1 protein-coding gene is annotated in these 16,178 nt (G+C 47.8%); it reads left to right on the top strand.

Annotated elements, in window-relative coordinates:
• Window positions 1-36 precede the first annotated feature (36 nt).
• Entirely contained in the window at window positions 37-16,161 is a 16,125-nt protein-coding gene (locus ACWJJX_RS04765) for a non-ribosomal peptide synthase/polyketide synthase (protein ID WP_454022776.1), read from the top strand.
• Window positions 16,162-16,178 lie beyond the last annotated feature (17 nt).

Raw genomic sequence — 16,178 nt, 5'->3', positions numbered from 1 at the left:
ATTATTTCTTTAAATTATATAAAATGAGGTGCTCCAATGTCGGTATTTAAAAACCAAGAAACGTACTGGGAAAACCTGTTTGATGAAGAAGACGGACTAAGCGCATTCCCTTACTTTAAAGCAGCGGATAAAGCGTCGTTGGCCCGTACCGGCTACCAGGAAAAATGCATCTGCCGTTCCTTATCTCCGGAAGTATCTCAAAGAATCATGACAATGGCGAATCATTCCGATATGGCGGCCTATCTGATTTTATTGGCGGGTATTGAATGCTTGTTATATAAATATACGGATCAAACGAGCCTGATTCTTGGCATTCCGACGGTATCGAAGCAAAAAGCCGGCCAGTCAGCCGTTAACAACATTGTCCTCTTAAAAAATACGCTTTCAAACGAGAGTACATTTAAAACCGTATTCGGACAGCTGAAAGAAGCCGTTAATGATTCTCTGAAAAATCAAAACCTGCCGTTTAGAAAAATGGTTCAGCATCTGAGCGTGCAATACAATGACGAGCATCTGCCGTTCATTCATACCGTCGTTTCACTTAACGAAATTCATTCCTTGCAATTTAAAGAAGATACTGCAGCCGATACGCTGTTTCACTTTGATTTGGAGAACAACGGGATTCATTTGAAGCTTTTTTATAACGGCAACCTGTACGATGAGCGCTATATCAATCAAATTGTATCCCATTTGGATCAGCTGCTGTCTGTGATCCTGTTTCAGCCTCAAGCCGCGATCCATACGGCAGAGATCTTACCGGAAGCGGAAAAACAGAAGCTATTGTTTGATTTTAACGATACCGTCAGAGATTTCTCCGGGAGCAGAACAGTCTATCAATTATTTGAAGAGCAAACAGAAAGAACACCTGAGCATGCGGCCGTCAAGTTTAAAAACGACCATTTGACGTACAGGGAACTGAATGAGAAGGCGAACCGTTTGGCAAGAACATTGCGTAATTGCGGGGTTCAACCTGATACGTTAGTCGCCATTCTCGCCGATCGTTCATTAGAGATGATCGTATCCATTATAGCCGTTTGGAAGGCAGGGGGCGCTTATGTGCCCCTGGATCCTGAATATCCAAAAGAGCGGCTTCAATATTTGCTTCATGATGCGGATGCAGACGTTCTCCTTGTTCAGCGTCATTTAAAAAACAGTCTCACCTTTGACGGCCCGGTGATTGATTTGAATGATGAAACATCATACCATGCCGATAGCTCATTGTTATCACCAGTAGCGGGACACAGCCATTTAGCCTATGTCATTTATACGTCGGGTACAACAGGAAAGCCGAAAGGAGTCATGGTTGAACACGGCGGCATTGTGAATTCGCTCCAATGGAAGAAGGCGTTTTTTAAGCATTCTCCGGCGGATCGCGTGCTTGTCTTGTACCCGTATGTTTTTGATGCGTTCATTTTAAATTTCTTCGGCCCGCTCATCTCAGGGGCAACTTTGCACCTATTGCCTAATGAAGAGAATAAAGAAACTTTCGCCATTCAAAATGCCATAAAACAAGAGAGAATTACTCATTTCTCAACTTCTCCCCGTCTTCTGAAAACGATGATCGAACAGATGAACACAGAGGACTTCATCCATGTTCAGCATGTTGTTGTAGGCGGTGAGCAGCTGGAAACAGATACGGTTGAGAAGCTGCATTCTCTGCAGCCTCGCATTCGGATCAATAATGAATACGGACCGACAGAAAACAGCGTGGTATCTACATTTCACCCTGTTCAGTCCGCTGATGAACAGATTACAATCGGCAGCCCGGTGGCCAACCATCAAGCTTATATTTTAGGAGCGCACCATCAAATCCAGCCGATCGGCGTACCGGGAGAGCTGTATGTCGGAGGAGCGGGAGTGGCCCGCGGCTACCTCAATCGTCCTGAATTGACGGAGGAAAAATTTGTGGAGCATCTGCATGTCCCTGGTCAAAAGATGTATAAAACTGGGGATCTCGCCAGATGGCTGCCGGATGGAAGAATCGAATATTTAGGGCGGATTGATCATCAAGTGAAAATTCGCGGCTACCGGATTGAGATCGGCGAGGTAGAGGCAGCCATGTTCAATCTGGAAAACGTTCATGAAGCCGCAGTCGCCGCGCGGGAAGACGCAGACGGGGCCAAACAATTGTATGCCTATTATGTCGGCGAGCCTTCTTTGACCGCTGCGCAGTTCAGAAAAGAATTATCCCGGGAACTGCCGAATTATATGATTCCCTCCCGCTTTATCCCATTGGAACGCATTCCGCTCACTTCCAATGGGAAGATTGATCTGAAAGCTTTGCCTGCTGCTGACGAAAATACGCGGGCGGAATACGAATACATAGCCCCGCGGAACACAATAGAAGAACTGCTGGCGTCTATCTGGCAAGAAGTATTAGGGGCAGAACGTATAGGAATTCTGGATAATTTCTTTGATTTTGGCGGAGATTCGATTAAGTCAATTCAGGTGTCATCCAGATTGTATCAAGCCGGATACAAGGTTGATATGAAGCATTTGTTTAAACACCCCTCGATTGCTGAACTTAGTCAGTTTGTAGCGCCGGTCAGCAGGGTGGCTGATCAAGGAGAAGTGAATGGCGGAACCAAGCTGACCCCGATTCAGCATTGGTTTTTTGAACAAAACATGCCGCATGCACACCATTACAATCAGGCCGTCATGTTATATTCGGCGGAATGCTTTAAAGAGGCTCCTCTTCGCCGGACGATGGAACAGATCGCGTCGCATCACGATGCCTTGAGGATGATTTTTGAAAAAACGCCGGATGGATACGCTCCGCGAATTACAGGAACAGATGAAAGTGAACTATACCATCTGGAAGTGATGAATTATAAAGGGAAAACCGATCCGGCTCAAGCGATTGCTGATAAAGCGAATGAGATTCAAAGCAGCATGGTATTAGACAAAGGGCCATTGATGAAGCTCGGTTTGTTCCAATGTCCGGACGGAGATCATTTGCTGATTGCAATTCATCATTTGCTGATTGACGGAGTATCCTGGCGTATTTTGCTCGAAGATTTTGCAAGCGGTTATGAGCAGGCAGAACGCGGACAAACGATCCAGCTCCCGCAAAAAACAGATTCGTTTCCATTCTGGGCCGATCAATTGTCCAAGCATGCAGCGGAAACCGACATGAAAGAGGAGATTGCTTATTGGACTGAGCTTTCAAGCATAAAGCCTCAGCCATTGCCTAAGGACACTATCAGCGAAGGATCGTTATTAAGTGACAGCGAAGAAGTGACGATTCAATGGACAAAAGAGGAAACGGAGCAATTATTAAAACAAGCGAACCGCGCCTACAACACGGATATCAACGATCTGCTGCTGACTTCGTTAGGGCTGGCCGTTCACAAGTGGACAGGCACGGAAGACATTGTCGTGAATTTGGAAGGCCACGGGAGAGAACCGATTATTCCGGATGCTGACATTTCCCGCACGATAGGATGGTTCACAAGCCAGTACCCTGTCGTCCTGAGGATGGAAGCCGGAAAAGATCTGTCGCAGCGGATCAAGATCGTAAAAGAAGGGCTGCGCCGCATCCCTGATAAAGGAATGAATTACAGCATCATCAAATATATATCCGGGCACCCGGAAGCCGACAGCCTGCAGCTGAATCCGGAGATATCGTTTAACTATTTGGGACAATTTGACCAAGACCTGAAGCATCAGGCTTTGCGCATATCGCCATATTCCACAGGGTTATCGATGAACGAAAACCAAGAGAGAACGGCTGTGCTTGATTTGAACGGCATGATTACCGAAGGGACATTATCACTGACACTGAGCTACAGCAGCAAACAATACGAAAGATCTACTATGGAGCAATTTGCCCGGGGGTTGAAAGAAAGTCTGCAAGAAGTCATTGCGCATTGCATAAGCCGGCAGCAGACTTCTCTCACACCAAGTGACATCCTGTTAAAAGATATCTCAATCGACGAACTGGAACAGCTTTTGGAGCAGACGCGTGAATTAGGCGAAGCGGAAAATATTTATCCATTAACGCCGATGCAGAAGGGCATGCTGTTTCACAGCTTATTTGATCCGAATTCAGGTGCTTATTTTCAGCAAACGATGTTTGATCTGCATGGAGATCTGGAGATTGATTCATTTTCAAAAAGCTTGGACGGCTTATCGCAAAAATATGATATTTTCCGCACGAATTTTTACAGAGGCTGGAAGGATCAGCCGCTCCAAATTATATTCAAAACGAAAAAAATCGGTTTTCAATTCAATGACATACGAGAGATGAAGGAATCACAAAAAGAAGCGATGATTCAGCAGTATGCCAGAGAAGATAAGATGCGGGGGTTCGACTTAGAAAAAGGCGCGTTAATGCGGCTATTCATCCTTCGTACGGATGAAAAGACATACCGTTTTATCTGGAGCTTCCACCATATTTTGATGGACGGCTGGTGCCTGCCGCTGATTACAAAAGAAATATTCGAGAATTACTTTGCCTTGCTTCAGCAAAAGCAGCCTGAACAATCATCAATTACTCCGTACAGTCAATATATTGAATGGCTCGGCCGGCAAGATGCGAAAAAGGCCACGGCTTATTGGGATCAATACTTGGAGGGATATGAGGAGCAAACCGGCCTTCCTAAGGATCACCATGCAGCGGAAGACGGACGATACGTTCCTGAAAAAGTGACGTGTGACATAAGCTCCGATCTCACTTCGAAAATGAAGCGGACGGCAGGCCAGCATCATGTCACGCTGAACACGCTGCTGCAGACGGCATGGGCGGTTTTGCTGCAGAAATATAACCGCAGCCGGGACGTTGTGTTTGGAAGTGTTGTATCCGGAAGACCTGCTGGAATTCCAAACGTGGAAACCATGATCGGCTTATTGATTAACACCATTCCCGTCCGATTCCGGTGTGAAACCGGGACAACGTTTGCCGAGCTTATGAAAGAGGCGCAAGAAAGGGCTGTAGCGTCTCAACAATTTGAGACGCACCCGCTGTACGATATTCAAGCGCGTACAACGCAAAAGCAAGATTTAATTACACATTTAATGATATTCGAAAATTATCCGGTTGATCAGTATATGGAAAGCATAGGCCGCCAAAACGGAACATCCATCAAAATTTCCAACGTGCAAATGGAAGAACAGACCAACTACGATTTTAATTTGACCGTTATACCGGGCGACGAGATGAATATCTCTTTTGAATACAATGCAAATGTGTATGATCGGGCAAGCATAGAGCGGGTTCGGGAACATTTCATGCAAATCCTGCAACAAGTCGTGACAAATGCGGATATCCGGGTGGATCAAGCGGAATTGTTAACGGAAGGCGAAAGAAGAACCCTTCTGCAGACACTTAACGACACGGCCGCGCCGTTTCCGCAGACGCCGGTTCATCAATTATTTGAAGAGCAATCGCAGCGTACGCCCGATCAAGCAGCCGTCATTGATAAGGACAGGCAGCTCACGTACGGAGAGCTCAATAAGCGGGCCAACCGACTGGCGCGAACGTTAAGAGCGAAAGGAGTCCAGACGGATCAGCCTGTAGCCATCATCACGAGAAACAGCATCGAATCGGTGGTCGGAATCCTTGCCGTTTTAAAATCAGGGGGAGCCTATGTCCCTATAGATCCGGAATATCCGCAAGACCGCATCCGGTATATGCTGGATGACTCCCAAGCCGGAATCGTTTTAATGCAGCAGGACGTCAGGAAACAGCTTGCCTATGAAGGCGTCACGGTTTTACTTGATGATGAAAGTTCTTATCACCAAGATGGCTCTGACCTTGCTCCGATAAATGATGTGAGCCATTTGGCCTATGTCATTTATACGTCAGGTTCCACAGGCCGGCCAAAAGGCGTACTAATCGAGCACCGAGGCTTGACCAATTATATTTGGTGGGCGAAAGAGGTTTATGTAAAAGGCGAGAAAGCCAACTTCCCATTGTATTCGTCAATTTCTTTTGATCTGACGGTGACTTCTATTTTCACGCCGCTTGTCACAGGAAATGCAATCATCGTCTATGACGGAGAAGATAAAACAGCTCTGCTTGAATCGATTGTGCGGGACCCGAGGGTGGATATCATTAAATTGACTCCGGCCCATTTGCAGGTTTTGAAAGAAATGAACATTGCCGATCAAACGGCTGTCCGAAGAATGATTGTGGGCGGGGAAAACTTAAGCACCCGGTTAGCCCGCAGCATTCATGAACAGTTCGAAGGCCGGGTTGAAATATGCAATGAGTACGGACCGACGGAAACCGTTGTCGGCTGCATGATTTACCGTTATGATGCCGCAAAGGACAGACGGGAATCGGTACCGATCGGAACCGCTGCGGCAAACACGAGCATTTACGTTCTTGATGAGAATATGAAACCCGCACCGATCGGAGTGCCGGGAGAAATCTATATCAGCGGCGCCGGTGTGGCAAGAGGATATTTGAATCGTCCCGAATTAACGGCAGAGAAATTTGTCGATGACCCGTTTGAACCCGGAGCGAAGATGTATAAGACCGGAGATTTGGCGAAGTGGCTGGCGGACGGAAACATTGAATATGCGGGCAGAATAGATGAACAAGTGAAAATCAGAGGCTATCGTATCGAATTAGGCGAGATCGAGGCGGCACTGCTTCAAGAAGAAGCGATCAAGGAAGCTGTCGTTACAGCCAGAGAGGATGTCCACGGGTTTAAACAATTGTGTGCATATTACGTAAGCGGCGGGCAAACAACGGCTGCCCGGCTCCGGAAACAATTGTCTCATACCCTTGCAAGTTATATGGTTCCGGCTTATTTTATCGAGCTTGATGAAATGCCTTTAACTTCTAACGGAAAAATAAACAAAAAAGGGCTGCCGGCTCCGGATTTCGAGCTGCAGGACAGAGCAGAGTATAAAGCTCCCCGAACAAAAGCGGAAGAAATATTAGTTTCTGCCTGGGAATCGGTATTAGGCGCTGAAAACGTCAGTATTCTTGATAATTTCTTTGACCTTGGCGGAGATTCCATTAAATCCATTCAAGTATCCTCCAGATTAAATCAGCAAGGATACAAAATGGAAATCAAAGACTTGTTTCAATATGCAACAATTGCAGAATTGAGTCCGCATATCAAGCAGAATCTGCGTATAGCCGATCAAGGTGAGGTCAAAGGAAAAGTCAGCCTGACTCCTATTCAGCATTGGTTTTTCGAACAAATAACGACAGATCAGCATTATTATAATCAAGCCGTCATGCTGCATGCGCCGGAAGGTTTTCAGGAAACGCAGCTTCGTCAAACCCTGCAAAAACTTGCTGAACATCACGATGCGCTCCGCATGACGTTCCGGACTACGGAAAATGGCTGCGAGGCACAGAATGAAGAAATCGCCCAAAGCGGACTGTACCGCTTAGAAGTCCTGAATCTGAAAGAAGATTCCGATCCGGGACGGACAATTGAAGCCAAAGCTGATGAGATACAAAGCAGTATGCGTTTAAGTGATGGGCCGTTAATGAAAGCCGGGTTGTTTCAATGCGCAAATGGAGATCATCTGCTCATCGCCATCCATCATTTGATTATAGACGGGATTTCATGGCGCATTTTACTGGAAGATATCGTTAGCGGCTACAAGCAAGCAGAGAATGGGCGAGTGATTCAACTGCCGCAAAAAACAGACTCTTTCCAATTATGGGCTAAGAGACTTTCAGAATATGCGAAAAGTGAAACCATAAAACAGGAACAGGAATATTGGACAAAGATCGAACAAACCGAAGTCAAACAGCTGCCTAAAGATTTTCATGAAACCCATACAACTGCAAAAGACAGTGAAACAGCAACTGTGGAATGGACGAAAGTGGAAACGGAGCTGCTATTAAAACAAGCGAATCGCGCTTATAACACGGAAATAAACGATTTGCTCTTAACTTCTCTCGGTCTTTCCATATCGCATTGGTCAGGACTGGAACAAATTCCGATTCATTTAGAGGGACACGGCCGAGAACAGATTATACAAGATATAGATATCTCCCGCACGGTCGGGTGGTTTACAAGTCTGTATCCGGTTGTGCTGCACGCGTATCCGGGCAAAGAGATCTCTGATTATATCAAGACGACCAAAGAAGGATTGCGCCAAATTCCGCATAAAGGGATCGGATATGGAATAGCAAGGTACTTAAGCGGCGGAATGCCATCGAAACTCAATCCTGAGATCAGCTTTAACTACCTTGGACAGTTTGACCAAGATTTACAGCAGCATGGGGTTCAATTATCTTCTTATTCTTGCGGTTCAGACTCAAGCGGAAATCAAGAAAGACCGTATGTATTGAATATAAACGGAATGATCACCGACGGCCGGCTGAAGCTTACGATCAGCTACAGCAGCAAACAGTACGCAAAAGAAACGATCATGCGGTTATCGGAAACGATTCAAAGCCGCCTGCGGACAATCATTACGCATTGCGTTCATAAAGAACAATCGGAACTGACGCCAAGCGATATTTTGTTAAAAGGCATGTCCATTGACGAATTGGATCAGCTCCTCATTCAACTGCCGCATGCAGGTGAGGTTGAAAACGTGTATCCGCTCACTCCGATGCAGAAAGGAATGCTCTTCCACAGCCTGCTGGACGAGGCCTCAAGTTCTTATTTTGAACAAGCATCGTTCGATTTGCAGGGAGAATTAAAGATTGATTGGTTTAAAGCAAGCCTTAAACAATTATTTGAAACATACGCCGTGCTCAGAACCCGTTTTTACAGCGGCTGGAACGATACTCCTTTACAAATTGTCTATAAAACGCAAACACCGCAAATTCATTTTGCAGATTTGCGTGATATAGAGGAGCACCTGAGAGAGGATGCAATCGCAGCCTATCAAAGAGAAGATAAGGCAAAAGGATTTGACTTGGCTCGGGGTCCGCTGATGCGTATAGCGATTTTCCGTATGGAAGACCGCAAATATCATTTGATTTGGAGCTTCCATCATATTGTGATGGATGGCTGGTGCCTGTCTCTTATCACGAAGGAAGTGTTTGATCATTATCGCGCCTTACAGGAAGGCAGGGAACCAGAACCGTCATCGGCAGCTCCTTACAGCGACTATATCGAGTGGCTTGACCGCCAAGATCAGGGAGCGGCAAAGCGGTACTGGAGCGGGTATCTTGAAGGATATACAGGTGAAACCACGCTTCTTCATAAAATAGAGCAGCATGAACAAAAAGAATACGCCTATGCCAATGTGATCTGCCGATTTGATCACGAACAGACAAAACAATTACAGCAGATCGCAAATCAGCATCAGGTTACATTAAACACGTTGATCCAAACGTTATGGGGAGTTTTATTACAGAAATACAGCGGGTCAGCAGACGTTGTCTTTGGCAGTGTCGTGTCGGGAAGGCCGGCGGAAATTCCTGATGTAGAACAGATGATCGGCCTGTTCATCAATACCATTCCGGTTCGCATCCGCTGCGATGAGGACTGCACTTTTGCTGATACGATGCAAATGGTTCAACAAAACGCTCTGGCTTCCCAAGCATACGATACCTATCCTTTATACGAAATTCAGGCCCAAACGGAACAAAAGCAAAACTTAATTGATCATATACTGATCTTTGAAAATTATCCGATAGAGCAGCAAGTCGAAAAGGGCCATGATGCTGCGGATTTAAATATCGTGAATTTCCATATAGAAGAACATACCCATTACGATTTTAATGTAGTTGTCATCCCTGGCGAACAACTCACCGTTCATTTTGATTTCAACCAAAATGAATATGGACAATCAGAGGCAGAGCGGATTCGCGGACATTTTGAACAGCTCATTCACCAAATTTTGCAGCAGCCGTCTGTCAAAATAGAAGAAATGGAACTTCTGACGCAGCAAGAAAAAGAACAGCTGCACGGCCGTTTTCAGTCTAACGAAATGCATTACCCACGTGAACAAACGATTCATCAGCTGTTCGAGGAACAAACACTCCGGACGCCGGACCATGAGGCGGTTATATTCGAGGAGCAGCGTATGACATACCTTGAGTTAAATGAACGGGCCAATCAACTAGCACGCACTTTACGAGCTGAAGGCCTACAGGCCGACCAGCTTGTTGCGATCATGACTGAGCGTTCTCTAGAAATGATGGTCGGGATTTATGCAATCCTGAAAGCGGGAGGCGCTTATGTGCCAATCGACCCAGATTACCCAGAGGAACGCATCCGCTACATCCTTGAAGATTCAGGAGCGACCCTGCTGCTGTCACAGCGTCACGTGAAAGAACGGGTTGCTTTTGCAGGAACGGTCATCGATCTCGATGATACTTCCGTTTACGATGATGACGTTTCTAACTTGGAGCCGCTGTCCCGTGCGGACGATAGGGCATATGTAATTTACACGTCCGGATCGACCGGCAAGCCCAAGGGGGTTATGGTTGAACATCGTCCGGTTATAAACCGGTTGATGTGGATGCAAAAGGCTTATCCGATCGGCAGCGGCGATACGATTTTACAAAAGACAGCGATCACCTTCGACGTCTCGGTATGGGAGCTGTTCTGGTGGGCTTTGACCGGTGCGAAGGTGTGCCTGCTTCCGCTCGGCGGAGAGAAAGACCCCGAAGTGATTTGGAACACAATAGAAGAGCAAAGTATCACGACAATGCATTTCGTCCCGGCGATGCTGCACGCCTTCCTGAAGTTTGCGGAAGCACAGACGGCGAGCGTACAGACAAGCAAGCTGCGTACGTTGCGGCAAGTGTTTGCAAGCGGCGAGGCTTTAATGCCGGCACATACGGCAAGATTCCATAGCCTTATTACGCCTATGAACGGCGCCCGACTGATCAACCTGTACGGCCCGACGGAAGCAACGGTCGATGTGTCGTACTTCAACTGCGAAGCGAACCAAGCGTATGCATCGGTGCCGATCGGCAAGCCGATCTCGAATATACAGCTGTATATGATGGCACCGGGATCAATGCGTCTACAGCCAGTCGGAGTACCGGGAGAGCTTTGCATCGCAGGCGACGGACTGGCGAGGGGGTACCTGAACCGTCCGGAGCTGACTGCGGAGAAGTTCGTGGATCATCCGTTCGAACCCGGCAAACGGATGTACCGGACGGGCGATCTGGCGAGATGGCTGCCGGACGGTAACATCGAATATTTGGGCCGGATCGATCATCAGGTGAAAATTCGAGGATACAGGATCGAACTCGGCGAGGTGGAAGCTCAGCTCTTAAAGATAGAGTATGTACAGGAAGCAGTAGTCACCGCTCTTGAAGACGGAGCCGGAGAAAAGCAGCTATGCGCATACTTTTCAGCGAACACCGAGCTGATGGTGAGCGAGCTGCGAATAGCGCTGTCGCAGGAACTGCCGGGGTATATGATCCCGTCGTACTTTATCCAACTAGAGCGTTTGCCGCTCACGGCAAACGGAAAAGTCGACCGCAAAGCATTGCCAGCACCAGAAGGAGGCGTGCAAACAGGGGGCGAATACGTTGCTCCCCGTACAGCGGCGGAAGCGCAGGTGGCGCATATCTGGAAAGAGGTGCTTGGACTTCCGCGTATCGGCGTGAAAGATAACTTCTTCGACATCGGCGGTCACTCGCTGCGGGCAACGACTCTGACGGCGAAGCTGCACAAAGAGATGGGGGTCAGCCTGCCGCTGCGGGAAGTGTTCCGGTCGCCAACAATTGAAGAAATGGCAGAAACGATTACCGGAATGAAACACACAGCATATACATCTATCCCGGCCGTTGACGCAAAAGAATACTATGCCGTCTCCTCGGCGCAAAAACGGCTGTACATTTTGAATCAGCTGAAAGGCGGAGAGCTGAGCTACAACATGCCGAGTGTCATGAGGGCCGATGGAGCTCTGGATCGGGAACTTGTCGAGAAGGCGATCTGCAAGCTGATTCAGCGCCATGAAACGCTGCGTACCGGCTTTGAACTGATAGATGGAGAACCGGTGCAGCGGATCTATGACGACGTCCGATTTGCAGTGGAATTCACTCAGGCGAAAGAAGAACAGGCGGAAGCCCTCGTTCATGGGTTTGTGCGGGCATTTGACTTGGAGAAAGCACCGCTGCTGCGGGTAGGACTGATCGAGCTTGCAAAAGACCGCCATTTGCTGCTGTTTGACATGCATCATATCATTTCAGACGGCGTATCTATCAAGAATTTGATTGAAGAGTTCGTTTCATTATATGAAGGAAAAGAGTTGCCGCCATTGCGGATTCAATATAAAGATTATGCGGCGTGGCAGCTGGCGGATATGCAAAGCGAACGGATGAAGAAACAGGAAGCGTATTGGCTGGATGTGTTCAGCGGAGAGGTTCCGGTGCTGGATATGCCAACCGACTACGGAAGACCGGCTGCGCGGAGCTTTGAAGGAGGACAAATCGAGTTTGTTATCGGACCGGAGCTGACGGAACAGCTGAAAGGCTTGGCGGTGAAGAGCGAAAGCACACTGTACATGGTGCTGCTGGCTGCTTATACGACCATGCTTGCCAAATACAGCGGGCAAGAAGACATCGTAGTAGGCAGCCCGATTGCCGGAAGAACCCATTCGGATTTGGAAAGCTTAATCGGCATGTTCGTGGGCACGCTGGCGATACGAACGAAACCGATTGGGGAAAAAACATTCCGGGAGTACGTGCAGGAAGTCAAAGAGCATACATTAAAAGCGTACGAAAATCAGGAGTATCCATTCGACGAACTGGTGGACAAGCTGAATGTGTCCCGGGATTTCAGCCGCCATCCGCTGTTTGACACGATGTTCATATGGCAAAACACAGAACGTGGAGAATTGAGCCTCGATGATGTGCGTTTTACCCCTTATCCGGACAACCATGCGATGGCGAAGTTCGACCTGACGTTCCAAGCGGCAGAAAATGAAGACGGAATTACAGGTATGATCAGTTACGCGGCAGCGCTGTACAAGCAGGAAACTGCGGAACGCATGGCAAAGCACTTTATCCAATTGATCGAGGCGATTGCCAATGATCCGCAGGCGCCGCTTTCATCGCTGGAGATGATCACCGCGAAGGAGAAAGAGCAGATTGTGGAGAGATGGGGCCAACCGGCAATAGACTGCCCAAGGGACAAAACAATTCACCAATTGTTCGAGGAGCAGGCGGAGCGTACGCCGGAACTTACGGCCGCAGTTTACGAGAAAAGCCGATTCACATACCGTGAGCTGAATGAGCGGGCCAACCGCCTGGCGCGGATTTTAAGAAGCGAAGGCGTGCAGCCTGACCAGCCTGTGGGTATTCTGGCAGAACGTTCTCTGGAAATGATCGTGGGGATTATGGCGATCCTGAAAGCCGGGGGCGCGTATGTGCCGATGGATCCGGACAGCCCGCAGGAACGCATCCGCTATATTCTGGAGGATTCAGGAGCAAAGGTTCTGCTGGCACAGCCCCATTTACAAGATCGTGTATCCTTTGCCGGAGAAATTTTACTGCTGAACGACGAACGAATGAACAGCGGGGATGGCTCGAATCTGGTGACGGCAGCCGGACCGGATCACTTGGCGTATGTGATTTACACATCAGGCACAACCGGCAAGCCAAAAGGCACGCTGATTGAGCATCGCCAGGTACTTCATTTGATGGAGGGGCTGCGCGGACAAGTGTACGGTGCTTATGATTCGGGATTGCGTGTGTCTCTGTTGGCACCGTACTATTTCGACGCATCGGTCAAGCAAATTTTCGCGGCACTGTTAGGGGGACATGCACTGTATATCGTCCCTAAAGCATCAGTATCAGACGGTTATGCCTTGTCAAACTATTATCGCACCCACCGCATTGACGTAACAGACGGAACACCGTCACATTTGCAATTGCTTATCGCTGCAGACAGCCTTCATGGGGTAACGATCCGGCACATGCTTATTGGAGGAGAAGCGCTCCCGCAGGCGACGGTGGCGCAATTGCTTGAATTGTTCGCTTCGAACGGGTCATCAATGCCGCTCATAACCAATGTATACGGTCCGACGGAAACCTGCGTGGATGCATCGGTCTTCCATATCGTACCGGAGACATTGGCATCCGCTGACGACGGCGGTTACGTGCCGATCGGCAAGCCGCTGGGCAACAACCGTGTGTATATTGTTGATTCCCATGACCGGATGCTGCCTATAGGTGTAAAGGGCGAGCTGTGCATCGCCGGAGACGGAGTAGGACGAGGGTATCTGAACTTGCCTGAATTAACGGGTGAAAAGTTTGTGGCCGATCCGTTTGTAATCGGAGAGCGGATGTATAAAACAGGCGATCTTGCCCGTTACCTGCCGGATGGAAACATTGAATATGCCGGAAGAAAGGATCATCAGGTCAAAATTCGCGGTTACCGGATCGAACTTGGCGAGGTGGAAGCCGCTCTTCTCAACATCGAGCATGTACAAGAAGCGGTGATCCTGGCAAGAGAAAATGCAGAGGGACAAAGCGATTTATATGCCTATTTTACAGGGGAGAAGTCACTGCCGATCAATCAGCTTAAAGAAAAACTCTCCGATCAAATACCAGGCTACATGGTTCCTTCATACCTGATGCAACTGGAACAAATGCCGTTAACCTCCAATGGAAAAGTGAATCGCAGCGCGTTACCGCTGCCTGAAGCAGGCTTGCAGACCGGGATTGACTATGTTGCTCCAAGGACAAAACCGGAAGAGCAGCTGGTTCACATCTGGAAAGAAGTATTGAAGTTAGAACAAGTCGGCGTCAAAGATAACTTTTTCGATCTCGGCGGGCATTCGTTACGGGGGATGACGCTCGTTACCAAGATCCATAAGCAATTCGGCAAAAGCATTTCATTGAGAGAAGTGTTTCAATACCCGACGGTTGAAGAAATGGCGAGGGTCATTGCAGGCGCGGAAACCAGCGGACCGGATGAAATCCCTGTTGCAGAAGCCAAAGATGTTTATCCTGTATCTTCCGTACAAAAGATGGTTTACCTGTCTACACAAATTGAAGGCGGAGAACTAAGTTACAACATGCCGGGGATTTTGACATTGGAAGGCAGGATGGACATGAATCGTTTACAATCTGCGTTCCAAAGTCTGATCCAGCGCCATGAATCGCTACGAACCGGATTTGAAATGGTCCGGGGAGAGCTGGTGCAGGTGATCAAGCCGCAGGCGGATTTCTCTATAGAAAGGTACAAAGCAGCTGATAAGCAGGTCGAGGAGCTGTTCCGCAATTTCGTGCGGCCTTTCGATCTCAGTCAGGCTCCATTGCTTCGGGCCGGACTCATCGAATTAGAACAGGACAGACATGTTTTCATGTTTGACATGCATCATATCGTTTCAGACGGCGCTTCTATGAATATTTTTGTTGAAGAACTGATTCAATTGTATGACGGCAAAGAATTAACCCCGCTCCGGATTCAATACAAAGATTACACTGTATGGCAGCAGCAGGCGGAGCAGAGGGCACGCATCAAAAGGCAGGAGAACTATTGGCTGAATGTATTTCATGAGGAACTCCCGCCATTTGAGCTGCCGAAAGATTTTGCCAGACCGCGAATTCGAAGCTTTGAAGGCAAGCGATACAATTTCGCTCTCGATGAGACTGTGGTCCAGGGGATTAAACAGATGGAAGAATTGACCGGATCGACCGCTTACATGATCTTGCTGTCAGCCTATAACATACTGCTGGCCAAATACAGCGGTCAGGAAGATATCGTCGTCGGTACGCCTATTGCGGGAAGAATGCATGAAGATTTACAGCATATTATCGGGATGTTTGTGAATACGCTGGCCATCCGTACTGCCCCGGCTGGAGAAAAGACCTTTATGGACTATGTAACGGAAACAAAAGAAACGATGCTGAAAGCTTATGAAAATCAAGAATATCCTTTTGAAGAATTAGTTGAGAAACTGGGAGTGAAACGGGACTTAAGCCGTAATCCGTTATTCGATACGATGTTTGTTCTGCAAAATACGGAACAAACGGATATCGAATTGGACTCTCTCGCGGTCAGACCATATGAACAAACAAATACGGCGGCCAAATTTGATTTACAGCTGACTTTCGTGATGAATCCGCACGAGATTCAAGGAAGCTTTGAGTACTGCACGAAGCTGTTTAAACAGAAAACCATCGCTACGCTGAGCAAGGATTACGCCATGATTCTGTCGGCGATCATAAAAGACCCATCGATTCCTTTAAAAGAAATTCAATTAAGTGAGAAAGTAAATAAAAGTGAACACTTTGCAAACGAAATCGAATTGAATTTCTAAAAACGGCCGGTACCGGC

This window comes from Bacillus sp. YH3-2-B2, from assembly GCF_053663335.1.
This window is presented reverse-complemented; position numbering and strand designations above follow the sequence as displayed.